A 23,841-nucleotide genomic window follows, 5' to 3' on the forward strand; every position below is an offset into this window, starting at 1 on the left:
TCTCTCCCTGAACGAGTTATTCCTCATTTTTCTGCTGCTCTTCACTGTTAGAAGAATTCTGGTCAGATTGTTGGTTTTGTTCCTCCTGTTGCTGTTGTTCTTGTTCCTTCACATACTCATCCAGCTCAGTTTGGATACTGTCCAGTTTCTGTTGTTTCTCTTCTCCCGAAAGGCTGTCATTATCCTTAACATCCTCTCGCAGGTTCAACAACGCAAACATAATGAGATCACGATCCTCAAGCGACCTGGCCAGATCAACCGCTTTTTCGTTCATACCGCGTCCAACATGAATCCAATATAGAAAATATCGATTATCCGATTGAAGTGTGATCGTGTTCTGAATGTTCTTCTTTTGCTCAGCGGTAAGCGACTCATTTACAATATAGGAAGTAGCCAGCTGAAACTGTGTAACATACGGCATACCTTCAGCATCATAACCATCCAATGTCTCAACCACTTCGCTATAATTACTATTTAAAAAGAATTCACTAGTCTCTATGTACGCTTCTTGTTTAGGCTGAATAAAAAAGATCGAATAAATCGTAAATACTAGAATAGGAACAAGCAACACTATGCTTCCGATTAACATATACTTACGAATTTTCCACTTTTTCTTTGGTTCCTTAACCAGCTCTTTTTCTTTGTTTTCAAGACTGCGAATGTGACGTCCGATCAATTCGCGTAAAGTACGGGTATCCTCAGCAAACAAGATTTCTTTTACCGCATCGGACAGCTTCAATGTATCCCGATATTTCAAGTACCTTTCAAAGCTTTCCGACCCATCAACAGCCGCAGCTACAGCAGCTTTAAGTTCTTCAAACACCCGCTCTTCCTCCTTCTCATAAGGAGGAAGACTCTCCGTCACACCGTAATGCAGAAAATAGGGTGTCATACTTGAATCAACAACGATATTTTCAGGACACACCAACAAATTTAACCTTTTCACACGATGGTCTTCCACTTTTTTGGCCAATTGATCAGCAAACAGCCATTTAGCATATTCCTGCTTTTTATGTATGTGCTTAAAACTGATAAACGACGAAGGAATATGTACTGTTATGTTTAACTCATCTTCATCCATTTGGATTTCTTTAGCTAACTCATGATCAGCATCACGAATTAATTCAATTTCAAGCTGTTCTTGCAGTCTAAGCCGAGCTCTTTGAAATGTAATAAGATAAGAACCATCCTGTTTCTCCAGAACGGCTTCCGTTTTTTCATGAAAATAGGATTGTTTTACATCTGACATCGCACGCTGCTCCTTTTGAATGCTTACAAAATTTCTAATTTATCTCCAGAAGTGATGCCACTCTCTTCCAAAGTGACATTTCCAGCACAAACCATCTGCTTATTCACCACACGTACCCAATCCCCGTCGCGAGGGGGCGTATCTAGTTGAGATACTTGCCAAACAATATCGATTAATCTTTTCACCGTGGAACGGCTGGATAATCGTAAATCTAGTTCTTTTTTATGATAGTTTTGTAAATCGATAGATACTTGGATGTACACAAGCCTCTCCCCTTTATACCGTTACAGCTATTTAACACATTATGTAATTAAAAAAAGCCTCACTTAAATGATACATCAATCCATCCTAAAATTCTCCATATTTCATCAATTAAATTATGACCTATTTTGGAGAATTTCACGGGCGGTTTGAAGCACTTCTTTCACTTCATGGTGTTTGATAGTAACTCATCCATTTCGAACAACGTTTCCACAGATTGCTGGGTGGCTGCTTCATTTTTCAAAAGCAATCCTTTATAATTTTCGATTAACCGAGCAAGACCTGTATTCAACTCATTTAATTGATGAACAATCTCCAGCTGGTTTTCAACAGCCATATCATTTTCGAGCGAAGCCTCCAATGCTTGTGTGGCTGTTTGTAAACCAGACAATCCCTGCTCTACATCATTCATCTTTAACTTGATTTCATGACTCACAACCACCCCACACTCCTTCAACCTCAATTAGGTTATTTCTACTCTCCGCTCTAGAACTCACCTGTATTCCCTTTTTGTACCTGCTAAGTAATACAAAAAGGGAATACAAGGAAAAAGCACCACAATAGGGTGCTTTTTCCTGTAAAATCATTAGCCGCGAATTTGTCCAGCAATTTGTTGATCTGTATCTTCTAATGTAGTAGCTGTGCTGTTCAGCTGTTGAGAAACCTCAGCTAGCAATGTGCTCATTCTTTCAAATGAAGGACGCAGCTCCTGATACTGAGAAGCAAACGCTTCACTAGAAGCACCTTCCCAGATTTCTTGTAACTGGCCGCTCATGCCATCCAAGCGTGAGATCAATTCTTGTACATTAGAACTCTCGGTATTATACTGTCTAGCAAACTCTCTAAGTTCATCTGGTGTCAAACGGATATTATTCGACATAAAAGTCACTCCTTTTCCAGTTTGTTTTTATGTTACCCTTGATAATTTTACCAGTCAATTGATTATATGCAATCAGTAATATTTACCTAGTCAGTTTATCCAGTGACACATAATTATAGCTATTTTGTTACCATTTAATTACAGAAAAGAAAAAGTTCTAAGTGATAAGTGTAACAACTATCCAATGGGTATATGTATTATTCTTAACACTCAATTATCAGTGTTTTTTCCATTTCTAGGTATGCTACTATAGGTAGAGACAAATATACATAAAGAATAATACTTGAATCATTGGTTAATAACAAATGAGATTTAAATTAAGGGAGTAATGGATATATGGAAAACAAAGAATCTTTATATTTAACACATAATGAAATATATGTATTGCTAGGATTGATAAAAGCCCCAATTGCTTTTGGCATAGATGCCCCTTTTCTTGCTTTATCAAATGAAGAGGTGAAGAAAGAATGGGAGGGAGTCATTATAAGCCTAAGGGATAGAAACCTCTTAGGAAAGGACGAAGACGGCGAATTCTGGATCGATGAAGATATGATCACCTCATTGTCCGTTATGGCCTATTCCAATGTGGTTATACAGGTGGACTCTCTTTATAAAATGACATCTCACTCTACCTTCTATGTCGCGGAAGAATTTGTGATAGAATGTGAGAAACTAAATAATAAACTATTTAGATTGCAACAACTTGATGAACCAAATGTTGCTATAAAAAACGTGATCCTTCCAAGAGTAGGCCTTGATCATAAGAATGCATCTAAATCAGGAATTCTCACGTTACCTGGAACTTTTATAAACGAATGCATCGACAACAAAAGCTATCTCAATATAGACGATGAAAATGTTAGAAACCTCAATGATAGTAATCAGAGTCTAAGTTTATGGAAAGATCTAAAAAAATCCTTAAACCGAAGTGAGCGAATTAGCCGCATGGTGATGTATTATTTTACCGATAATAATTGGAAAGTTGAAGGCGTTTTTGCGGTGTTTTCCCCTTCAAACAATTGGACACTTAGAATGATCGAAAAAGACGGTAAGGAGTATCTGCAAGCTAAACAGGTTGATTTACTTGGCCTTACAAAGGAATATGGGGCAGTGTTGGAACGTACACTAAAGGATAAAGATTACATAATATCAAAATAAACGAGCATGAAACTTTTCAGGCAATTCAGTACCTATAGGGTATTGAATTGCCCTTTTTACTTTTTATTCTGAAAGGCTCTCATCCACTATTTCTGAATTCTCAACAAGATACTCTATGATTTCCTTTGTATTATCAGCATGAAATACTGTGTGTTCAAAGTTAAGAAAATAATCTTGAGTAGCACATTGTAATTTATCTAGAGGTAGCATCCCAAGAAAATTCCGTATTGGATGTCTTTTCTTAAATTCTTTCTTCATTCTAATTACCTCTTCATTTTCACCTCTAGTAATTAGAAAATAAGGATATTGATTAGGGATTATTTTTTCTTTAATAACCTGATCTTGTTCCGCAGTAATATATTCCCTTTTCATAACAAGTAGGTCAAGATCGTCTACTTCAGAATAATATCCAATTTCATAAACTACATCTTCAATTTTCTCATCAGATAAGTCATCGTTAAGGTCAAGAATAACTACTGCACACTCCGTTTACTCTATTTCAATTATTTTAGTATCACTAGCTTCCTTGTGCTTTTTGTTTATGTCTTTTTGACTTCTTCCCATTGAATATTCTATCTTTTTTTGACTTTCCTAAGCCTGAATATCTAGCGCTTAACTCTTTTTTATGTTTTTTGAGGAAAAAGTACTGATGAACTAATTTTACAGCTAATACTGGATAAATCATTACTAAAGTAAGACCGCCAACAAAAATTAATGCTTTGACATCCTCGCTATTAATTGCCGAAAACACCAATTGAGCAAACAAAAAGCTAAAACCCGGAATAATGGCTACCCATTTGGGCCATGCCCCTGGCCCCTCTGGTATTTTAATTTTGTCATATAAGGATAAATGCTGTATCACTAAAACACTGATAATACTAAAGAGATAAAATGTTAACCCAAGGTAAAAAAATAGAAGTGATTCAAACTGAACAATATTATATAAAAACTTTTGGATGACCAAAAAGTGTAGAAAAGATGTTAACAATCCCCATATCCCATAAAAAAGCACAAAAGATAGTTCAAATCGATAAGGAGCTACAACGTATAAAATAGACCAAAGGTTTAAAATTATGACTGGAATTAACCCTATATTAAATATAAAGCCTAATTCTGAATGGCCAAATAACATATATAACCCCATAAAATCAGTAAATAATAAGACATGAAAAATAGCCATGGATCTAATTTCTGATGTAGAATAGTTTATTGTTAAATATTTTGAAAGTTCCCTTTTGTTTATCCATCTCACTCCTCCATTAATCATTAAAACTCTAAAGTGCTTTCCTGCTTAAATTACCAGAAGTTTACGACTAGCTTAAATAATTGAATGTAATTGATTCTACTTATTAGCCCAATTTCCTGTTTTTTTTAGGTAAATTCAAATTAGGATATTTCTCATTCAAAGACTGCTTGTTTTTTATTAAAAAGTAATATTGGTGTATAAATTTAATACAAAAAATAGGATAAAGAATAAGTAGAGATTCACATGCTACAAAGATTAATGCTTTAATATCTTCGCTTACTATCATTGAATAAACAAGCTGGCCTATTACGTAACTTAGAGCAGGGGTGATAGCCACCAAAGGAGTCCAGTTTCGCCTTGGGCCTTTTGGAGGGGTCAACCTTTCATATAAAAATAATAAATGAAGTACTTGTACGCCAATAATACAGAGAATATATAGAGTTAAAGAAATATAGAAAAATTGAAGTGAATGATACTGAAAAATGTTGTAAAGAAACTTTTGAATAACTAAAAACATTATAAATGAAGTAAATAATCCCCAAGTTCCGAAGAATAAGAAAAATGAACTTTCAAACCTGTAAGGAGCAATCAAATATAACAAAGCCCAAACGTTCAAAATAATTCCAAGAACTGTTGCGATCGGTAATGCAAATGTTAATTCTGAAGGACCAAGTAAAGTAAAAAGTCCCATCAAGTCAGTTAAAATTAAAACATGCAGAATACCTCTTGACCTAACTTCACCATGTTCTTCTAGTTTTAAATAATTGTTGTAAATACTTTTCTTCATGGTACTATAATCACGTCTTCCTCTTTAAAATACATGCCCAAAAAAGTCCTTAACACCTTCGATTGCGTTAGTGGTACCTATTTGGATAATATCCCCTATTGAATCAGACACCCCATCACCATCTATGTCTAATGGTTTAACCTCACTTAAAACATAAGATACACCCAAACCAACAATGAAGCCTGCTGCCACTCCAACAGGACCTGCCCAAGCTCCTGCATATGCACCAATTTGCCCCCCCAAGTACGCTGAGGAGGCTATTGAAACAACGCCAACTGATATACTACTAACCACATTACCAGCAATTTTACTCCCCGACTGATTTTGATTTATACCATAGGTAACATCAGAAATTGCAGAAAGTCCTATTCCTAGATAACCAATTTTTCCAGCAGTCCCCTTAAAGCTATTTTTCAAACCAACTTTGCCGTCAACTAAACCACGAACATTCGCTACTTTGCCATGGTTAGTGTTGTATCCTGTATAGGTATTCTTCTTAACTCCGAACAATTCAGGTTTTGTTATTTTAAGTCTAAACCTTTCCTTACCTTGAGCAGTAAAGTATTTCTCTTTTCTAACACTAGCACCCATAGCCTTTAATTTCGCATGTTTAGCTGCTTGAGAAGCACCATAAATATTTTGCATTAACGTACTACCAGATTTGATCGGCCTCCCAGCAACCAGCCCTAAAGTTTCTAATCCATTACTAAACGTCTGTTCAGTACTATTTCTATATTCTTCTGGTACGCATGCTTGAGGATTAGATACCGATAAATTGTTTGTTACTCTTTGCATAGTAGCAAGAGTTTCGAATTTAGCTGAATCTACTCCTGAACTATCTATGCGATGTTTACCACCTATTGTCGAATTAATTGGTGTTGATAATATTACCGCTTCTTCAATCATATCCCTTATGGTATCCGTTTTCAGGTAATAGTCTGTCACTTCATTAATTTCTTTGCTATTTAAGAAAACACCGCTTTTGGACCACCCTTGAATCCTACTGACCAGCTGCTGAACACCTTGTAAACTACTTGAAGCTTCACGGAGTTTCAAGGTGCTCTGTTCATCTACTGTCCTCAGGCCGTCCATGGTCTGTTGATTGTGGTTTCTCGCACTATCAATCTGTGAATCAAATAGGGATGTAGATACTAATGAACCACCGATCAAGTCACTTACTTCCATAAATCGATCATTGATAGTATCGATTGATTCTTGAGTCATTTGAACAGCCTTGTTGAGGCCATTTTTTACTTCTGTCGTAATAAAATCCTCTCGTACCATTCCATCTTCTGTCTCGTAATTTCTAACATTCATTTGTATGTCTTTTAAGCTTTGAATATATTGATCTAAGAATTGGTTGAGAAGCAGCAGGACTGGGATATGTAAAACTTTGAAGTATTCTTTGATGGCGGTCCCGCCTTCCCCTTTTAATGCATCTTCTAAGTCTATCACCTTATGCATCGCCTCGCGAAGAGAAAGGAGTTGTTCTTGTTCCTTTTCCTTCTTAGTAATCGATTGCTCAATACCTGTTAGAGCTTCCGATACTTTTAAAACCTTCATCGTCCTGACCCCTTACTAATGTCGCTGCCTATGGATTCTTCTACTTGAATGAATGATTCAATACTCGACCATGAATCATTTTCTGCTTTTACTAGCGTGTCTTTATATTTTAGGATCGTTTGATAGTATGTATTTTCAATTTCTTCTATTTTTTGAATAAAATCTAGAGTGGATTGGTTGAGTTCCAAGCTTGGTTTTGTTGTATCCACATCATTAATTTTTGATTTCAAATCGATGAAGGCTGGTTCGGCTATGCTTTGATCAACCTTTATTTCTGCCATATTATCTCTCCCTCCGTTATGTAGTTTTTAATTGAGTTATATGGTCACTTTTGGAGTTTATGCTACCTGAAATCCCATGGTTGGCAGACTCTAATCGTGCGATTTCCCCTTCAATCTCTTCTAGGATCGCCTCGACTTGTTGTGTAGTCATGTTTATGTAGGATTGCTCTATATTTTCACGTATATTTAAAAATTCACTCGCATGTTTCCCCGCCCAAAGGGATGGTGATAAATCGGGTTCAGATAAAAGCCTTCCTTGTGCTGAAAGTATCCCCTGTTCATTTGCTATCTCTGTTTTTGCTAAACGCAAACGCTGTATTTTTTCTTGGTTATTGTTCAATTGATTACGAAGTGCGGAAATATCATTATACAAGTTCGACACTATTATTTCATTATCCATTCACTTGTTCACCTCTTCTTCTTAACAACTCGTGACTTTGAAGAATTTTACCATGGTATTGATGGCTATTACTTCAAGGTACAGTTTTTTACCACAAAGTGAAAATATACTTTTATCTCACCCTACATATTCCGATCGTGAGTAAATTGACCCTATAATCCTTCAAACGCTTTCTTAAGCATCAACTTTTTTCCATATTATTAACATTTAGTATATAAAAGATTGACGAATAAAGAAATGCACTGGTGTGCTTTTCTAATAAAAACACTTATTTTGACTCACTTTGAACTACCAGTTTGTCACATTTTGTCCGATATTCTATAATTGAAATATATTTCTGAATAATTACACATTCATAAATGGAGGTGAAACAATGAATTATTCTTTATCTCCCCTTGGCGATCAGGCCGTTGTCATTTCGTTAGGTGATGAGATTAATGAAGATACCCAACATAAAGTGCGCATCCTCTCGCACTTATTAGATCAGGAAAACCCTGAGTGGATGATTGAATACATACCTGCTTTCACCACTGTTACCTTGTTTTATAGCGCTGTCCACTTTAGCCATGCTGATGAATTACCATATGAAGTGGTCAGCAGGAAAGTTGATGCTCTGATGTCTACCGTAAGCACAGGTGAAACAGAAGAGGCTAGAACGATTGAAATCCCTGTTTGTTATGGCGGAGAGTTCGGTCCTGATTTAGACTTTGTGGCTGAGCACAATAATCTCACCCGCGAAGAAGTAATTCAAATCCATAGTGGCGGAGAATACACCGTCTACATGATTGGCTTTGCCCCTGGATTTCCTTTTATAGGGGGAATGTCAGAAAAAATTGCCGCGCCAAGAAGGGACTCCCCCCGTTTAAAGATTCCTGAACGCACGGTGGGAATTGCCGGGATGCAGACTGGAGTATATCCCATTGAAACGCCCGGCGGCTGGCAATTAATCGGCCGAACGCCCATGAAACTATTTACGCCTGAGCAAGACATTCCGAGTCTGCTGCGTGCTGGGGATAGGATTCATTTTAAGGAAATAAGTGAGGATGAGTATTACAGCTGGGAGGACGCTAGCCATGCTGAAGATTATTAAAGAAGGAATGCTGACAAGTGTGCAAGATCTGGGCCGGACAAGCTATCAAAAATATGGGGTTATTGTAAGCGGGAGTATGGACTCTTATGCTCACCGGATCGCGAATCTTCTAGTCGGAAACGAGGAAAATGCAGCTACTCTGGAAGCTACTCTATTAGGTCCTGAGATCGAATTCAAACAAGATTCCATGATTGCAATTTGCGGAGGAGACCTTTCCCCAGCCATTAATGGTCAGAAAGTAAATACTTGGCGGTCCATTTTTGTTAAGGAAGGGTCAGTGCTTAAGTTTGGAAAAAGCCGCACGGGATGCAGAGCCTATATCGCTGTAGCTGGTGGATTAGATGTCCCAGAAGTTATGGACAGCCAATCGACATACCTTCGAGCGGAGTTAGGCGGCTATCAGGGGCGGGCCCTTAAATCCGGAGATCAACTTCCCATGTGTGAGCCAAATGATAATCAGAAAAAAATAATGGAGGCTATGCGCCAGCAAATGGACGGTGACCATTTCTATGAAACAGATTGGATGCCCGCTGCTGACATGACCCCTCCTTATTCCTCTCAACCAGTCATCCAAATGTTGAAAGGACCACAATATGCGTTATTCAATGAGCAGAGCCAGCGGAACATTTTTGAAGAATCCTATTCTGTATCATCACAATCCGATCGAATGGGGTATCGATTGGAAGGTTCCCCTCTCTCACTAACGGAACCAAAGGAGCTCATTTCTGAAGCCGTTGCCTTTGGATCAATCCAGGTCCCGTCTGATGGCAACCCAATCATACTCATGGCGGATCGCCAGACGACCGGCGGCTATCCAAAAATCGGACAAATTGCTTCGGTTGACTTGTCGCTCGTCAGTCAGTTGAAGCCAGGGGACAAGATGAGCTTCAAAGAAATTACACTCGAAGAAGCACAGAAGGCACTCATCAAACAAGAGCAGTCCATCCAAATTTTGAAGCGGTCCATTATTTTAAAAAGCAAGGAGGAATTATAAATGAGTTATGTAGTAGATATCAATTGTGATATGGGGGAAAGTTTTGGCGCCTATACGGTTGGCCGTGATGAAGAGATTCTAGATTATGTGACCTCAGCCAATATAGCCTGCGGGTTTCATGCGGGGGATCCTTCCACGATGAGAAAGACGGTTAAGCTTGCCCTCGATAAAAATGTCGGACTCGGAGCGCATCCTGGTCTCCAGGATTTAGCTGGCTTCGGTCGCCGGAATATGAATATTTCCGCAAAAGAGGCTTATGATCTGGTCGTTTACCAAATTGGCGCGCTTTCTGGTTTTATCAAAGCAGAAGGAGGTACGATGCAACACGTGAAGCCACACGGCGCATTATTTAATATGGCGGCCAAAGACGCAGTGCTCGCTGAAGCGATTGCCGAAGGTGTTTATGACGTCGACCCTGAATTGATATTATTCGGATTATCGGGAAGCGAACTCGTCAAAGCAGGAAGGAACGCAGGATTGAAAACAGCGAGTGAAGTATTCTCTGACCGAACCTATCAAGAAGATGGATCACTCACTTCAAGAACTGAGCCTAATGCGCTCATTACAGACCCTGATGAGGCTATCAAACAAGTGATCCGCATGGTCAAAGAACAGCAAGTATGCTGTGTGCAAGGATCGGATATTGCGATTGAAGCCGATACGATCTGTATTCATGGAGATGGAGTTACAGCCTTAGAATTTGCTCAGAACATTTCTGCCACCCTGAAAGAAGCCGATATCCAAATTAAACCTATTAAAGACACACTATAACGTTATAGATAGGAGTCGTATCTGATGAAAAACACCAACCGCAGTATTTTGATTGGTGCCGCCTTCCTGATGGCTACTTCTGCCATCGGACCAGGTTTTCTAACGCAAACGACGGTCTTCACGGAAGCTCTTGCGGCAAGCTTTGGCTTTGTTATTCTTATTTCTATTATTATCGATATTGGCGCTCAGATGAACATTTGGCGGATCATCGCCGTTAGTGAAAAACGTGCGCAGGATATTGCCAATGATGTGCTCCCGGGACTTGGGTATTTTTTAGCAGCCTTAGTTGTAGCCGGCGGACTTGCTTTTAACATTGGAAATATCGCGGGTGCCGGATTAGGGACGAACGTACTGCTCGGCATTTCTCCTAAATTGGGGGCAATCCTCAGTGGGGTGCTTGCGATTGGTATTTTTACAGTAAAAGAAGCCGGTCGAGTCATGGACCGCTTCACTCAGATACTCGGTTTTGTCATGATCGGGCTTACGGTATATGTAATGTTCACGGCTCAGCCGCCTGTTGGAGAAGCTGTCGTAAAAACATTCGTTCCCGATACTATAGACTTTCTAGCCATTGTCACGTTGGTAGGCGGAACGGTCGGCGGCTACATTACTTTCGCCGGGGGGCATCGACTGATCGATGCGGGCCTTAAGGGAAGAGAAGCGATTCCAGAGGTTACCCGAAGCTCCGTATACGCGATTGGTGTTGCATCAATTATGAGGATTTTCCTCTTCCTGGCAGTACTCGGAGTCGTATCTCAGGGCTTAGTTTTAGATGAAAGCAACCCGCCTGCATCTGTGTTTCAGCATGCAGCCGGGACAATAGGGTATAAGATTTTCGGTGTCGTCATGTGGTCAGCTGCCGTTACCTCGGTTGTAGGAGCTGCTTATACTTCGGTCTCATTCTTACGCTCATTCAGTCCGGCATTAGAGAAAAACCACAGATGGCTGACGATCAGTTTTATTACAATCTCCACCCTTGTGTTCGTATTTGTCGGGCAGCCTGTTAGTATCTTAGTCTTAGTTGGATCCGTCAACGGGTTGATCTTACCGATTGCCTTAGGTGTCATGCTGCTTGCGGCACATAAGAAAAAGATTGTCGGTGACTATAAACACCCAGTCTGGATGACAATCTTTGGAATCATCATCGTCATTGCTATGACGTATATGGGGGTTCGAACGCTCTTGACTGGGATTCCACAATTATTTAGTTAATTTACCAAAAGAAATCGGCAGCGAGAACAATCGCTGCCGACTTCTTTTATAAGAATTACTTTTCTTCCAGTTGATCTGTAATAAGCATATGTCCCGGAGCATGCGCGATCATGATCGCTGGCTTTACATTCAACCCCACATTTTGCGGTGTAACACCACATGCCCAAAATACAGGGGTCCTTTCATTTTCGTCAAAAGAAACACTTTCTCCATAATCGGGATGATTAATATCAGAGATGCCAATTTCCGCTGGGTTACCGATATGAACCGGACCACCGTGAGAAGTTTCAAATTTCTCCGTAATTGCCACAGCTTTATCAATCTCCTCTGGCTTCAAAGCCCGCATGCTCACCACCATATTTCCTTCAAAGCGGCCAGCTTTTTCACAAGGAATGTTTGTCTTGTACATCGGCACCACCCGTTGCTGCTCCTGATGAAGAAGCCCGATCCCTTCTTCTCGCAGCGCTTTTTCAAACGTAAAACTGCACCCTATAAGAAATGTTACAAAATCCTCTCTCCATTCCCCTTTGATATCCGAAACTTCTTTATCAAGTTTACCGTTACGATAGATTCGATACTTGGGCAGATCCGTTCGAATGTCTGCCTCAGCGATCCGTGGGTGTGTTACGCCTGCTTCGAGCACATCCACAATCGGACAAGATCGTGGATTACGCTGACAGAACAGCAGAAATTCAAACGCATATTCTTTCGGCAACATGATCATATTCGCCTGTAAGTAGTTATCGCACATGCCGGATGTTGTACCCGTGTACTTATTGATGCGGAATGTTTCGCGCTGCTGCTTTGGATTCATCGTTAATCTTCCCCTCCTATCATTATTAAAAATGTTGAACTTGGACTTTACTTCATTATAATAGAACCGTTACATAATTCACATCATTATGAAACCGGAAAAAAACAATTTATGGGTCAAATTCCACACTACTTCCTAACTGTTTTTAATATTCAGACAAATTATCCTGGTTATATCGTTTACTCCGCTCGTTTTCCTTTGTATACTGTATTCGAAACGTTTCACTAAATGTATGAAAGGATGGTTAATACTTTGAAGAAACTATGTTTATTAGTGTTCGGATTCGTTTTAATGGCACATGTAACTCTTCCTTCTTCCGTTGTTGCGATATCTTCTCCTCCTGGAAAGGAAATAGCTTTATCTAAACAACTGGAAGCCATATCGAAACAAACCTACCGTTATTTTGAAGACTTTACTGATGAAGATACTGGGCTGACTTATGATGCAGTAAGACTTAACAATGGTGAAGTTACCGCTCAAAAACACACCTCCCCTACTAACATTGGAATGTATTTAATGAGTACGATTTCAGCGGAAGAAATGGGTTTTATTTCTAAAGAAGAAGCTATTGATAAAATAACCACCACTCTTCATACCTTGGAGGAAATGAAAACTTGGAATGGACTGTACTATAACTGGTACTACACAGATGATGGATCTTTGATGACAGATTGGGGACAGTTTATTTCGACTGTAGACAATGGATGGCTTTCAGCGGGACTAATTGTTACCGGGCAAGCATACCCAGAGCTATATCCTCAGGTAAATAAGATCGTAAAGGCAATGGATTATTCTACACTGTATGACCCGGAAGTAGGTCAAATGCGGGGCGGATATGATGTTGAAACCGAGAGTTACACAGCTCACCATTACGGCGCTTTCTATACGGAACCTAGGTTGGCAAGCTATATCGCTATCGGCAAAGGAGACGTCCCCAAAGAACACTGGTGGAAAATGTATCGAACCATGCCTGAGAGCTGGGACTGGCAGTCACAAACACCCGAAGGCTATACCGAAACCTATGATGGGGTAGAAGTATTCGAAGGACATTACACCTATAAAGGTAAAGAATTTGTGCCGAGTTGGGGAGGAAGCATGTTCGAAGCTTTGATGCCATCACTAGTTCTTAAAGAAAAGGAATTAGGAAAAGATGCCCTTGGTCTAAATAATCAGCGTCATACTGACATTCAAATTGAATATGCCGAAGATCAAGGCTATGCAGCTTGGGGTATGTCACCAGCAGCCACGCCGGAAGGGTATTCTGAATTTGGTGCAACACCATTGGGAATAGAAGGATACAAATCCGATGGAACCGTCACTCCTCACGCTACGTTTTTAGCATTAGAATACGCGCCCATGGAAGCCTTTGAAAACATTCAAACATTGAAACGTTTTGATGCCTATGGGAAATACGGATTTCTTGATTCAGTTAATGTAGAAACAGGCAAAGTCACCAACGCATATCTGGCCTTAGACCAGGGCATGACAATGGTGTCAATCGTAAACTATTTACTAGACGGGGTTATAAGAGACTACTTTCACCAGGACAAAATCGGCAAAAACCCTGAAGAGTTGTTGATTAAGGAAGAGTTTTCAATTAAGTAATCCCTAGATATTGAATATTCCACTTAACACCTCATGCAAAAGGCGCCCTTTCAACAAGCAGAAAGGGCGCCTTCATAATAACTAGTTATTTAATCCTTATCCAACCTTTCATGTCCTGTAACCGACTGTCGTTCGACCAAATCAGTTGGCAGATTAAATGATTTTTCAACTTCCTCACCTGCAAGCATTTGGAAAATCATATGCACAGACAAGGCCCCAGCTTCATATTTAGGCTGCCTTACCGTAGATAACGGCGGTGTCACATACTCAGCCAGCAGAATGTCATCAAAACCAATAATGGAAATATCATCAGGGACTTTTATGTTCTTTTCCGAAAAAGCTTTGAGTCCACCTATGGCCATTTCATCATTTGCGTAAAAAATGGCAGCAGGTAAATTCTGCTGTGCGATCAGCATTTTCGTTGAGCGATAGCCCCCTTCACGTGTGAAATCTCCGTTTATTTTCAAACGTGATTGACTGGGTATCTTATGGTCCTTGAGAGCCTGCTGATACCCTTGAAATCTTTCCTCATTATCGTGGGAGTTCAACGGTCCGCTGACATACGCTATGGAACGATGACCTTTTTCTATTAGATATTCTGTTGCATCATAACCACCCTGGCGATTGTTCACTTCTACGTGGATCACAAATGGATTGTCGACTTTCCTGTCCAGGACTACAATAGGAAAGTCTTTTCTGGCGGAAGATCTGATCACCTCAGTGCTTATGTTCTGCGCAAGGATGATCGCACCGTCAACTCTTTTTTCCTTTAAAAACTTTGAGGCAGTTGATTTTTCTCCGCCTACTGAACTGCAGGCAATGAGGTCAAATCCATTAGAGGCTGTTACTTCTTGAACCCCTTTGATTAACTCGGAGAAATATGGCCCTGATAGATCACTTAATAGTAACGCAATCGTATTGGTTTTCGTTCGTTTTAAATCTGAAGCAAATCCATTCTTTTGATAATTTAACTCTTCTGCCGCTCGCAGTACTTTGTCAATTGTCGCGGCACTTACTTTTTCAATTCCGTTAAGAGCGTAGGAGGCAGTGGATACAGCTACTCCTGCTCTTTTCGCAACATCCTTAATCGTCGCCATCGTACTCCCCCATATTAACCAATTCGTTACATCTATTGTAACTTATAGACAAATAGATTATAGAGTTATTTGATTCCTGACATCGTAAAGCCTTCCACAATATACTTTTGAAAAAAAGAAAAGATGATAATAATTGGCACAACCATAAATGCTGCCCCAGCCATCTGCAGAGCGAAATTGTTGGCATACTGACCCTGTAATAAGGAAAGGCCAACAGATAATGTGTAAAGACTCTCATCGTTTGCGATGATCAAAGGCCATAAGAAGCTGTTCCAGCCAGCTATGAAGGTTAATATCCCTTGCACAGCAAAAATCGGTTTGGCTATTGGTATAACCAATCTGAAAAAGATATAAAACTCTCCCGCCCCATCTAATCTGGCTGCTTCTAGCAAATCATTAGGGATGGTCGTCATAAACTGCCGGAATAAAAAGATACTGAACGCGACCGCAAGACCTGGCAGTACAATTCCCGTCATGGTATTCGTCAGCCCCATCTCATTTAATAGCAGGTAAACGGGAATCATCGTCACTTGACCTGGAATCATCATCGTCGCTAACACTAAATAAAAGATCTTCTCGCGCCCTTTAAATTGATATTTAGCAAAACCATACCCAGCCATAGCATTAAACAGTAACCCGATAAATGAGCATAGAACAACAATGATCGTATTTTTCAAGTAAACTGCGAAATTCATCGTTGTAAATAGTTTAATATAGTTGTCGAGGGTCGGATTCTCTGGAAATAACGTAGGTGGAATGGCAAGTACTTCACTCTCCGGTTTGAAGGAACTTGAGATCATCCAAATGAAAGGGATGGACACTAGGACCCCGCCTATCACCATAAGGATGATAATGAGAGATCTTTCAATCTTTCCCTTTTTTGTAGCTGTCGCCATAGCTTTAACTCCCCTCTCCTAATACTCTGTTTCTGATTTTCTAAACTTGAATTGAATTAATGTCACGATAATAATCATGATGAACAATACAAATGATCCTGCCGCCGCATAGCCGAACTCACTAAACTGGAAACCTTCCTTATAAATGAACAGGGCAATCGAAAGCGTTCCATTCAATGGACCGCCATCGGTCATAACAAACGGCTCTTCGAAAAATTGCATCCAGCCAATTAATGTCGTAATCGTGACAAAGAACGTAGCATATCTCAACAGCGGAAGCGTCACATGAAAAAGCACTTGCAATCGATTGGCCCCGTCCATTCTCGCTGCCTCATAATAGGATTTCGGAATCCCTTGTAAAGCAGCTAAGAAAATAATCATATTGATGCCAATCCCTTTCCAGACAGCCAAAATGATCAGCGACAGTTTAGCAAGCGTCGGCTCCTGAAGCCATGGAATATTTTCTACACTTAGTAATGAAAGTAAGTAATTAAATAATCCGTATTCGGTGTTATAAAGATATCCCCAGATTACAGCAACAGCGATGATATTTGTAATCGACGGCATATAGAAGACGGCTCGAAAGGTACTAAACAGCCAGTTACTCCCATAATTCAACATTAACGCTATCGATAAAGAAGATATAATAACCAATGGTACCCCGATGACTACATAAAACGCCGTATTATAAACCGATTTTAGAAACGTCTCATCCGAGAGAAGCTCTTTATAATTCTCCAATCCAATAAATGTGATCGTTGACCAATCAGCCAGCCCCTTCAAATTCAGGTCAGTGAAGCTGATCACAAAGGCGATGAGGATAGGAATAATGCTGAATACTGTCAGCAGTATAACGGCTGGTGCTATGAACATATAGGGGTGTCTGTTTTTAAACTGATTTTTGTTCATGGAAACCCACCTATCTATAATCATTCTGTTTTTGATAAAAAATGATGATGGAATGAAAGAAGACCTCCTTTCCACCCCATCATCCATACAGAACGTGCATTATTCTTCGAGTAAATTTTGCGCGGTCTTGTTAAATTTCTTAAGTTCTTCCTCTAAATCAGCACCGCCAACTACGATTCGTTCGATCGTACTTAACAGCTCCTGAGCAATACGTTCAAACTGTGGTGTTGGCAAACCAGGCTTCGTATGTTCGAGTTGTTTGCCGAAAGTCGCATACATTGGATCTTCTTTCATAATAGGTTTTTCCCAGGCTTCCGTTCTGGAAGGAAGCGTATTCGAAGCTTTCAACCATTCAATCTGAGTATCTACCTGTGTCATAAAAGAGATGAATTTCAGTGCCCCATCTACATTATCGGAATTATGAAAGACAGATAGATTAGCCCCGCCCATGCTGGAAGTGTTCGTCACTTTCTTTGGCATAACGGCTGTGGCCCATTTTCCTTCAAGATCCGGAGCCTGGTCATTAATGATATTAATCATCCATGGACCACTGAAAAACATTGGCTTTGTCCCTTTTTTAAACGCCTGGACAATATCGAGACCTTGTTGAGCTTGAGCAATTCCTTCTTCAAAGTAACTGGTATAGTATTTAATCGCTTCTTTAAATTCTGGGGAGTCAAAGTTAAGGTCATTTTCCTCTAAATTAGCTTTATACCCATTTTGCCAGGCAAAAATAAAAGGAGTGATCTGATCATTACGGTCAATATCTAATCCATAATACTCTTCTCCACGATCTGCCAGCTTACTTGCTGCATCTTTTAATTCTTTCCACGTTTTAGGAGGTTCTTCATAGCCTGCTTCTTTCAGCAGATCCGTGCGATAGTATAGAACACGAGTATCTACGTACCACGGGATCCCGACAATTTGATCATCGTATTTCATCGTGGAAACAGATCCATTAAAGTAGTTTTCTTTTGCAAATGAAGGGTAATCCTCCACATATTCTGATAAGTCCATTAATGCACCGGCTTCCGCAAATTCAGCCACCCAGGTTGTACCTAGCTGCACAACATCGGGTCCGTTACCTGAAGCTACAGCCGTAAGCAGCTTATCGTGTGCTCTATCCCACGGAATAGCTTGCACATCAACTTTCAAATCAGGATTTTCTTCTTCAAACTTTTTACTAAACTTTTTAAGCTTTTTGCCTTTCTCACCCATGGCCCATACGGAGATTGTATTTTCATCACCATCTGACGACCCGCTCTCTTCAGAGCAAGCAACTAATACACTGGATAAAACAATAATAGCCATTAACCCGAACAGCTTCTTTTTCACCACAATATCCACCCCTTTACTTGATTGTTGAAACGTTTCGATAAATATATTCTACTCAATATTGAATCCGCTTTCAACAACTTTTTTGAAATTTTTGTTTTTACTAAATAAGTCTTTAATAATAGTATTTAACTTATTGACTTACCCTAATTATCCACTTATACTTCTTACTATAAAACTATTCGAAACGTTTCAATTACACTACCAGGAGGAATCTATGATGAATGATAGCCAGCTTACTTCTCTATTGAACAAAATGACACTACATGAAAAGGTAGGACAGCTCGTGCAGTTAGCTACTCCTTTTTTTAAAGGAGCTTCTGATCAAGGACAAATTACCGGGCCTATGCAAGACATGGGGATCGGTCATGATGACATTGAAAACACAGGTTCTGTGTTAGGCGCTTCCGGTGCCAAAGAAACTATAAACATTCAAAAAAAGCATATGGAAGACCACCGTTTAGGACTCCCCTTACTATTTATGTCAGACATTGTGCACGGCTTTAGAACGATCTTTCCTGTACCACTCGCGATCGGGTGTTCATGGGATTTAGAGCTGGCAGAAAAAAGTGCTTCCCTGGCAGCAAAAGAAGCTGCCGTATCAGGTGTTCACGTTACCTTTGCCCCGATGGTCGATTTATCAAGAGAACCACGATGGGGGCGGGTAATGGAAGCAACTGGTGAAGATACATGCTTAAACAGTGCATTTGCCCGCTCTTTCGTCAGAGGTTTTCAAGGCGACTTACAACAGGATGCCTACAAAGTCGCTTCCTGTGTGAAACATTTTGCAGCCTATGGTGCTCCTGAAGGGGGGCGTGACTACAATACCGTCGATATGTCTGAGTGGATGCTGCGAGAATCCTATTTACCCGCTTACAAGGCTGCCCTCGATGAAGGCTGCGAGATGGTTATGACGGCTTTTAACATCTTAAACGGGATCCCTTCAACAGGGAATAAAAAATTAATGAGGGACCTGTTAAGAGACGAGTGGAATTTTGACGGAGTATTAATTTCGGACTGGGGCGCCGTTAAAGAGTTAATCCCCCACGGAGTAGCGGAAAATGAAAAAGAATCCGCTCAAAAAGCGCTTGAAGCTGGTGTTGACATTGAGATGATGACGTCTTGCTACTTCAAACATGTTGGCTCACTAGTAGAGGAAGCGCGATTAGAGGAAAGTATGATTGATGAAGCCGTCCTGAGAATCCTTCGTTTAAAAAACAAGCTCGGATTATTTGAGAACCCTTTCCGCGAAGCCAACGAAGCAGATGAAGAAACATTTATCCTTGCTCCTGAACATCGGAAAGCGGCTCGTGAACTTGCAGCCAAGTCTGTCGTTATGCTTAAGAATGAGGAAGCGCTGCCGTTGCAAAAAAATAAAAAAGCAGCCCTCATTGGCCCATTCGCAGCTAATACAGATATCCTTGGACCGTGGTCCTGGGGAGGCTCCGCTGAAGATACGGTCACCTTATATACCGGGATGAAACAGCATCTGAATGCAGACGATTTACTCGTCGCTAAAGGATCTGGGATTGAGACCGGTACTGAACAGCAGCTGCGGGAGGCGTTGCAAACCGCTTCAGAAGCGGAAGTCATCGTAGTAGGGCTTGGTGAGCACTCGGATATGAGCGGGGAAGCTGGTTCACGTGCTGACATCCGCTTGCCTGAGATTCAATTAGAATTGCTGAAACAACTGAAGTCACTCGGAAAACCAGTTATAGCCGTTTTATTTAATGGGCGTCCACTAGATGTCCGAGATATAGTACATCATGCTGATGCCGTGTTAGAAGCCTGGTATCCGGGTACAGAAGGCGGGAACGCGATTGCTGATATTTTATTTGGAGACGTTAATCCATCAGGGAAGCTCTCCATGTCTTTTCCCTTTTCTGTAGGACAAGTACCAATCTACTACAACCAATTTAATACTGGGCGTCCTAAAGATGCCCCTGACGCTCAAATTCGTTTCGTTTCTCAATACTTGGATATTCCAAATGAAGCATTGTTTCCGTTTGGTTATGGTCTAAGTTACAACACCTATCATTATAGTAATATTTCCCTTTCAACTGAACAAATCACACCAGCCGAGAAGTTAACAGTTCATGTGGATGTCAAGAATACCGGCTCAATGGCTGGAGAAGAAATCGTTCAGCTTTATATTCGTGATTTAGTGGGAGAAGTTGTCAGACCGCTTAAAGAATTAAAGGATTTTACAAAAATAACCCTTCAACCTGGTGAAGCAAAAACCGTAGAGTTTACAATCACCGAAAGTCAATTACGATATTATCATCCGGACCTTGACTATAAGAGTGATCCTGGCGAGTTTGAGGTGTTTGTCGGCCCCAATAGCAGGGATGTCCAAGCAAGAAAATTCAAGCTAGTAAATGCTTAGCTCCATGAACTTATTAGGCGTCCGGTATGTTCCGGGCGCCTAGTTTTCATGTAATGTTCATCGCGTTGACCTGATGAGATGGACGAGTTGCTGCTTAGCCTGTTGTAATTACACTTCTCCATTTTCGACTCGCAGGCTTTCAATCCAATTCTCCATGCAATCATCTTGTTTCAGAAGCCTGGACGGCAGTAATGCTGCTTTTAAAAGGATCAGGCGCAACGGTAAATCCATTTTTCCCCTCCTATATAAAGAGAGTAAAAGCCAGAGATCGGATCTCTGGCTTTTACTTCTACCTTTTTATTGAAATCGTTTGTGATTGATTAACCTTTAGGGGAACAGTTATCATACCTTGATCTGTGGCTAATCCTTCTTGCTGGTCTTCATTTAAGTTTGTTCGATAAGCTTGCTTCACACTGCCTTCTATACAGTAGCTGACTTCAGTCGTTTGATCTGAAGGGTTGAATACCCTTAAAATCAATGAATCATTCTGTTCAGACTTCTTCAAGGCACTTAACACAACGCCCCCACTCTCTTCCTTCAAAAGTTGATAAGTAAGAGGTGTCTGAAGGCCCGAATCATTTAATTTCATAGCATTGTAAGGAATTTTGTTGTACGTATGAACAGGTGTCATATACTCCTTAGCCATTTTTGCAATATTAGCTTTCAGTGTGCTCCCTTTGTGAGGAAGGATAGCGAACTCAAGCTTAAGCTTCCCAATCATCTGGGAATCTGGTGTCGGCAGCTTAATTCCTGAAGGCCGGCCAGGGCGGCGCAGCATGTTTGCTTTTCCTAAATGACCAATACTTCTGAACAGTGTGAGCGCAATCGTGTCATAATGCTCTCCGACGATTTCATACTCTCTCGTACTGTTTGTCAGAACACTCATCCCGCGTTCCTCATTCGATATCCCGACATAGTTTAACATCGGATAAATGGCATCTGGACGCTCACTCCAATTTTCCTTTTCCCAAATATCCATGGCTGAATCATACACATCTCTTTTAATGTGACCAAATTGGTTGTCAGCAATAGAAAATGATGAAACCAGCCCTGCAGGAATATACGCACGCAGCCTATGATCTTTTGCATGATTATCTAATTCACATGTGACTTCAATTAGCGATTTATGATTGGGAATATGAAGGGCGAACTGAACGTCTACCAAACTTGTCCTCTCCCCGGTCATTCTCTCCTGAATATCTTCCGGTACGTTCAAGGAATAACTGATTTGAATCGTTGCAGCATAATCGTTCTGCTCTACAGCAACCTCTGCTTTCACATCATCGCTGAAAATCAGCTCTTCATTTTCTAATGGAGAATAATCGTACTCGTCTCCATCGTCGCCGCCATTTTCCAGCAACAATACCTGGTCATAAAATTTCTCCAGTTGCTTGTCCCAAAAATTTAACGTTCCATTGCGATTCACTGAGATCGTGTAATAATCCGTTTCAATGGTTTGTTTTGTTTGAATGTTGCTCGCTCGAGATTCTGAATCCTCTATTACGAAAAGAGTTCGATACCCCATTGCCGGCAGAGTTAACTTAAGTTGGATTTTATATTTTATAAACGGTTCATAATTGCCGTAATGAACGATTTGACGATCAATCAGGCCGGGATCAATTTCTTCTGCATGCAGCACTTCATAATCCGTCTCTTCCCCTTCTTCATTCTGCAGGGAAAAAGCGTTGAACTTCGTAATGACTTCTGTTGTTACTACCTCTTCCCGCTCATAAGGAAGAAAATTGAACAATGTTAGTCGATCCATCTTATGGCTGGTATCCATCGAATCCACAATCTTGCGCTTATAAAACTCAATCAGCTGGTCGGTTTTCTCCTCCGCTAAAAAGAGTCGATTCGCTATTTCTCGGTGGACTTTATCGGAACAACAGCAGCCAATGCTGTCATGGGCATGATTTTTCATGATTTCTTTCCAGATCAACTCGATCAGTCCGTGGTGATATTCGAATCCTAAATCATAAGCCATGGCGGCCAGTGGTTCCAACACATTTGTAATCTTGTTTTCGACACGGGTGTTGGCTGCCTTAATGTCCATCCTTGTGGAATAAATACTGCGATGGACACGCATATACTTTCCATCCAGAAATTCTCCGGATATTGTCGCCAGGTTGGCTTGTTTTTCTATTTCAGCAAAAATATTCTCATATTTACTTAAGAAAAACTCCCGATCTGGATAGAGCTGTTTCAATTTCTCGATGACCTCATAGATATCCTTTTGAATTGGCATCTGGTCGTGTCCATTAGGGAGGAGCTGATGCTCTGTAGTTGCTCCACGATCAAGGACTGGGAAGTATTTTTCCATTCGCTGCTGCAGAGCGGATTCCTCTTGCGGTAAATACTTTCCAATTGCATAGCCAAGCGGGAGCAGCTGGACAAGAACTTTCGAGCCATCCTTCGTTTCCCAGTAAAATTCCGTTTTATCCGTTCCATGACGTTCCGACGTGCCGCGCCAGAAGATCGTATAGTTAATATCAAACCCGTTTAAAATATGGGGCATTTGCGCTGATTGACCGAAAGAATCAGGCAGGTAGCCGATCCTCATCGGACTGCCAAATTCCTTGCTGTCCTTAATCCCATACAATAAATTTCGAACAATTGATTCTCCGCCGACCACCATTTCATCAGTTTGTGTGTACCACGGACCAATGATCAGCTTGCCTGCTTGTACTAGTTTTTTCACGCGATCCTTCGCTTCAGGTTTTACAGCAAAGTAATCCTCTAAAATGGATGTCTGTCCATCTAATACGTAGTAAGGATAATCAGGATCATGTTCTAGACGATCCATAATTTCTTCCATATTGTTGACGAGTAATATTCGTGATTCCTCTGTTGAAAAGTACCATTCACGATCCCAATGCATATGGGGTACGATGTGCACCTGCTTCATTC

24 protein-coding genes are annotated in these 23,841 nt (G+C 40.5%); 7 read left to right on the top strand and 17 right to left on the bottom strand.

Annotation, left to right across the window (positions count from 1 at the left end; all coding sequences use genetic code 11):
* Nucleotides 1-16: 16 nt before the first annotated feature.
* From essB to P9989_RS16425, 4 genes are all read right to left on the bottom strand, one after another.
* Nucleotides 17-1,249, bottom strand: coding sequence for a type VII secretion protein EssB (gene essB, locus P9989_RS16410; RefSeq protein WP_283075943.1), 1,233 nt, complete (start codon nt 1,247-1,249; stop codon nt 17-19).
* A gap of 23 nt (nt 1,250-1,272) precedes the next feature.
* Nucleotides 1,273-1,512: an ESX secretion system protein YukD gene (gene yukD, locus P9989_RS16415; RefSeq protein ID WP_283075944.1), complete on the bottom strand. Its 240-nt coding sequence runs from the start codon at nt 1,510-1,512 to the stop codon at nt 1,273-1,275.
* 161 nt (nt 1,513-1,673) lie between these two features.
* On the bottom strand, nt 1,674-1,946 hold the full coding sequence (locus P9989_RS16420) for a YwqI/YxiC family protein (protein WP_283075945.1): 273 nt from the start codon (nt 1,944-1,946) through the stop codon (nt 1,674-1,676).
* Nucleotides 1,947-2,096: 150 nt separating this feature from the next.
* Nucleotides 2,097-2,390, bottom strand: coding sequence for a WXG100 family type VII secretion target (locus tag P9989_RS16425; protein WP_079527526.1), 294 nt, complete (start codon nt 2,388-2,390; stop codon nt 2,097-2,099).
* 336 nt (nt 2,391-2,726) lie between these two features.
* On the opposite strand from P9989_RS16425, the gene P9989_RS16430 reads away from it, so the two are divergent.
* Nucleotides 2,727-3,548 (top strand): hypothetical protein, encoded by an 822-nt coding sequence (locus tag P9989_RS16430; RefSeq protein ID WP_283075946.1) that lies wholly within the window; start codon nt 2,727-2,729, stop codon nt 3,546-3,548.
* Between the two features lie 63 nt (nt 3,549-3,611).
* Here the strand turns inward: P9989_RS16430 and P9989_RS16435 are convergent, their stop codons facing one another.
* The 6 genes from P9989_RS16435 to P9989_RS16460 form a co-directional block, all read right to left on the bottom strand.
* Nucleotides 3,612-3,920, bottom strand: coding sequence for a hypothetical protein (locus P9989_RS16435; RefSeq protein WP_283075947.1), 309 nt, complete (start codon nt 3,918-3,920; stop codon nt 3,612-3,614).
* Nucleotides 3,921-4,065: 145 nt separating this feature from the next.
* Complete coding sequence (locus tag P9989_RS16440; protein WP_283075948.1) at nt 4,066-4,815, bottom strand: hypothetical protein; 750 nt, start codon at nt 4,813-4,815, stop codon at nt 4,066-4,068.
* Nucleotides 4,816-4,897: 82 nt separating this feature from the next.
* Complete coding sequence (locus tag P9989_RS16445; RefSeq protein ID WP_283075949.1) at nt 4,898-5,581, bottom strand: hypothetical protein; 684 nt, start codon at nt 5,579-5,581, stop codon at nt 4,898-4,900.
* Between the two features lie 24 nt (nt 5,582-5,605).
* Nucleotides 5,606-7,144 carry an LXG domain-containing protein gene (locus tag P9989_RS16450; RefSeq protein ID WP_283075950.1) on the bottom strand — a complete coding sequence of 513 codons (1,539 nt, stop codon included), beginning with the start codon at nt 7,142-7,144 and terminating at the stop codon, nt 5,606-5,608.
* Nucleotides 7,141-7,425, bottom strand: a complete 285-nt coding sequence (locus P9989_RS16455) for a DUF5344 family protein (protein WP_283075951.1) — start codon at nt 7,423-7,425, stop codon at nt 7,141-7,143. The genes P9989_RS16450 and P9989_RS16455 overlap by 4 nt, the downstream gene beginning before the upstream one ends.
* A 16-nt stretch (nt 7,426-7,441) precedes the next feature.
* Nucleotides 7,442-7,825 carry a YwqH-like family protein gene (locus P9989_RS16460; RefSeq protein ID WP_283075952.1) on the bottom strand — a complete coding sequence of 128 codons (384 nt, stop codon included), beginning with the start codon at nt 7,823-7,825 and terminating at the stop codon, nt 7,442-7,444.
* 373 nt (nt 7,826-8,198) lie between these two features.
* On the opposite strand from P9989_RS16460, the gene pxpB reads away from it, so the two are divergent.
* The 4 genes from pxpB to P9989_RS16480 are packed head-to-tail and all read left to right on the top strand — an operon-like array spanning nt 8,199 to nt 11,892.
* The gene (pxpB, locus tag P9989_RS16465) at nt 8,199-8,915 is read left to right on the top strand and encodes a 5-oxoprolinase subunit PxpB (protein ID WP_283075953.1); all 717 of its coding nucleotides are present in this window, start codon (nt 8,199-8,201) and stop codon (nt 8,913-8,915) included.
* Nucleotides 8,899-9,909, top strand: a complete 1,011-nt coding sequence (locus P9989_RS16470; protein WP_283075954.1) for a 5-oxoprolinase subunit C family protein — start codon at nt 8,899-8,901, stop codon at nt 9,907-9,909. Before pxpB ends, P9989_RS16470 begins: the two co-directional genes overlap by 17 nt.
* Complete coding sequence (locus P9989_RS16475; RefSeq protein ID WP_283075955.1) at nt 9,910-10,680, top strand: LamB/YcsF family protein; 771 nt, start codon at nt 9,910-9,912, stop codon at nt 10,678-10,680. It begins immediately after the preceding gene.
* A 24-nt stretch (nt 10,681-10,704) separates the two neighbouring features.
* Nucleotides 10,705-11,892: an NRAMP family divalent metal transporter gene (locus P9989_RS16480; RefSeq protein WP_283075956.1), complete on the top strand. Its 1,188-nt coding sequence runs from the start codon at nt 10,705-10,707 to the stop codon at nt 11,890-11,892.
* Nucleotides 11,893-11,947: 55 nt separating this feature from the next.
* On the opposite strand, the gene P9989_RS16485 is transcribed toward P9989_RS16480, so the two are convergent.
* Nucleotides 11,948-12,706, bottom strand: coding sequence for a putative hydro-lyase (locus P9989_RS16485; protein ID WP_283075957.1), 759 nt, complete (start codon nt 12,704-12,706; stop codon nt 11,948-11,950).
* A 252-nt stretch (nt 12,707-12,958) separates the two neighbouring features.
* Here P9989_RS16485 and P9989_RS16490 point away from each other — a divergent pair, with 252 nt between their 5' ends.
* Complete coding sequence (locus P9989_RS16490; protein WP_283075958.1) at nt 12,959-14,311, top strand: glucoamylase family protein; 1,353 nt, start codon at nt 12,959-12,961, stop codon at nt 14,309-14,311.
* Between the two features lie 89 nt (nt 14,312-14,400).
* Here P9989_RS16490 and P9989_RS16495 read toward each other — a convergent pair whose 3' ends face one another.
* From P9989_RS16495 to P9989_RS16510, 4 genes are all read right to left on the bottom strand, one after another.
* The gene (locus P9989_RS16495; protein WP_283075959.1) at nt 14,401-15,408 is read right to left on the bottom strand and encodes a LacI family DNA-binding transcriptional regulator; all 1,008 of its coding nucleotides are present in this window, start codon (nt 15,406-15,408) and stop codon (nt 14,401-14,403) included.
* Nucleotides 15,409-15,473: 65 nt separating this feature from the next.
* A complete protein-coding gene (locus P9989_RS16500) occupies nt 15,474-16,250 on the bottom strand; it encodes a carbohydrate ABC transporter permease (RefSeq protein ID WP_390305000.1) in 777 nt (258 codons plus the stop codon).
* Between the two features lie 72 nt (nt 16,251-16,322).
* Nucleotides 16,323-17,213 carry a carbohydrate ABC transporter permease gene (locus P9989_RS16505; RefSeq protein ID WP_283075961.1) on the bottom strand — a complete coding sequence of 297 codons (891 nt, stop codon included), beginning with the start codon at nt 17,211-17,213 and terminating at the stop codon, nt 16,323-16,325.
* Nucleotides 17,214-17,312: 99 nt separating this feature from the next.
* On the bottom strand, nt 17,313-18,551 hold the full coding sequence (locus P9989_RS16510) for a sugar ABC transporter substrate-binding protein (RefSeq protein WP_283075962.1): 1,239 nt from the start codon (nt 18,549-18,551) through the stop codon (nt 17,313-17,315).
* A gap of 217 nt (nt 18,552-18,768) precedes the next feature.
* On the opposite strand from P9989_RS16510, the gene bglX reads away from it, so the two are divergent.
* Nucleotides 18,769-20,934: a beta-glucosidase BglX gene (gene bglX / locus P9989_RS16515; RefSeq protein ID WP_283078954.1), complete on the top strand. Its 2,166-nt coding sequence runs from the start codon at nt 18,769-18,771 to the stop codon at nt 20,932-20,934.
* Nucleotides 20,935-21,042: 108 nt separating this feature from the next.
* Here the strand turns inward: bglX and P9989_RS16520 are convergent, their stop codons facing one another.
* Complete coding sequence (locus P9989_RS16520; protein ID WP_283075963.1) at nt 21,043-21,165, bottom strand: hypothetical protein; 123 nt, start codon at nt 21,163-21,165, stop codon at nt 21,043-21,045.
* 58 nt (nt 21,166-21,223) lie between these two features.
* Nucleotides 21,224-23,839, bottom strand: coding sequence for a mannosylglycerate hydrolase (gene mngB / locus P9989_RS16525; RefSeq protein WP_283075964.1), 2,616 nt, complete (start codon nt 23,837-23,839; stop codon nt 21,224-21,226).
* Between the last annotated feature and the right edge of the window lie 2 nt (nt 23,840-23,841).

Origin of the sequence: Halobacillus naozhouensis (assembly GCF_029714185.1) — a bacterium.
Classification (GTDB): Bacteria; Bacillota; Bacilli; order Bacillales; family Halobacillaceae; genus Halobacillus_A; species Halobacillus_A naozhouensis.

Bases quoted from the DNA above. Each gene is read 5' to 3' on its own strand.
- P9989_RS16450 (WP_283075950.1), bottom strand. From the start codon at position 7,144: ATGAAGGTTTTAAAAGTATCGGAAGCTCTAACAGGTATTGAGCAATCG.
- P9989_RS16425 (WP_079527526.1), bottom strand. From the start codon at position 2,390: ATGTCGAATAATATCCGTTTGACACCAGATGAACTTAGAGAGTTTGCT.
- P9989_RS16475 (WP_283075955.1), top strand. From the start codon at position 9,910: ATGAGTTATGTAGTAGATATCAATTGTGATATGGGGGAAAGTTTTGGC.
- mngB (WP_283075964.1), bottom strand. From the start codon at position 23,839: ATGAAGCAGGTGCACATCGTACCCCATATGCATTGGGATCGTGAATGG.
- P9989_RS16480 (WP_283075956.1), top strand. From the start codon at position 10,705: ATGAAAAACACCAACCGCAGTATTTTGATTGGTGCCGCCTTCCTGATG.
- P9989_RS16440 (WP_283075948.1), bottom strand. From the start codon at position 4,815: ATGATTAATGGAGGAGTGAGATGGATAAACAAAAGGGAACTTTCAAAA.
- P9989_RS16455 (WP_283075951.1), bottom strand. From the start codon at position 7,425: ATGGCAGAAATAAAGGTTGATCAAAGCATAGCCGAACCAGCCTTCATC.
- P9989_RS16430 (WP_283075946.1), top strand. From the start codon at position 2,727: ATGGAAAACAAAGAATCTTTATATTTAACACATAATGAAATATATGTA.
- bglX (WP_283078954.1), top strand. From the start codon at position 18,769: ATGAATGATAGCCAGCTTACTTCTCTATTGAACAAAATGACACTACAT.
- P9989_RS16460 (WP_283075952.1), bottom strand. From the start codon at position 7,825: ATGGATAATGAAATAATAGTGTCGAACTTGTATAATGATATTTCCGCA.
- P9989_RS16495 (WP_283075959.1), bottom strand. From the start codon at position 15,408: ATGGCGACGATTAAGGATGTTGCGAAAAGAGCAGGAGTAGCTGTATCC.
- P9989_RS16445 (WP_283075949.1), bottom strand. From the start codon at position 5,581: ATGAAGAAAAGTATTTACAACAATTATTTAAAACTAGAAGAACATGGT.
- P9989_RS16435 (WP_283075947.1), bottom strand. From the start codon at position 3,920: ATGAAAAGGGAATATATTACTGCGGAACAAGATCAGGTTATTAAAGAA.
- P9989_RS16500 (WP_390305000.1), bottom strand. From the start codon at position 16,250: ATGGTGATAGGCGGGGTCCTAGTGTCCATCCCTTTCATTTGGATGATC.
- P9989_RS16505 (WP_283075961.1), bottom strand. From the start codon at position 17,213: ATGAACAAAAATCAGTTTAAAAACAGACACCCCTATATGTTCATAGCA.
- P9989_RS16485 (WP_283075957.1), bottom strand. From the start codon at position 12,706: ATGAATCCAAAGCAGCAGCGCGAAACATTCCGCATCAATAAGTACACG.
- P9989_RS16470 (WP_283075954.1), top strand. From the start codon at position 8,899: ATGCTGAAGATTATTAAAGAAGGAATGCTGACAAGTGTGCAAGATCTG.
- essB (WP_283075943.1), bottom strand. From the start codon at position 1,249: ATGTCAGATGTAAAACAATCCTATTTTCATGAAAAAACGGAAGCCGTT.
- P9989_RS16520 (WP_283075963.1), bottom strand. From the start codon at position 21,165: ATGGATTTACCGTTGCGCCTGATCCTTTTAAAAGCAGCATTACTGCCG.
- pxpB (WP_283075953.1), top strand. From the start codon at position 8,199: ATGAATTATTCTTTATCTCCCCTTGGCGATCAGGCCGTTGTCATTTCG.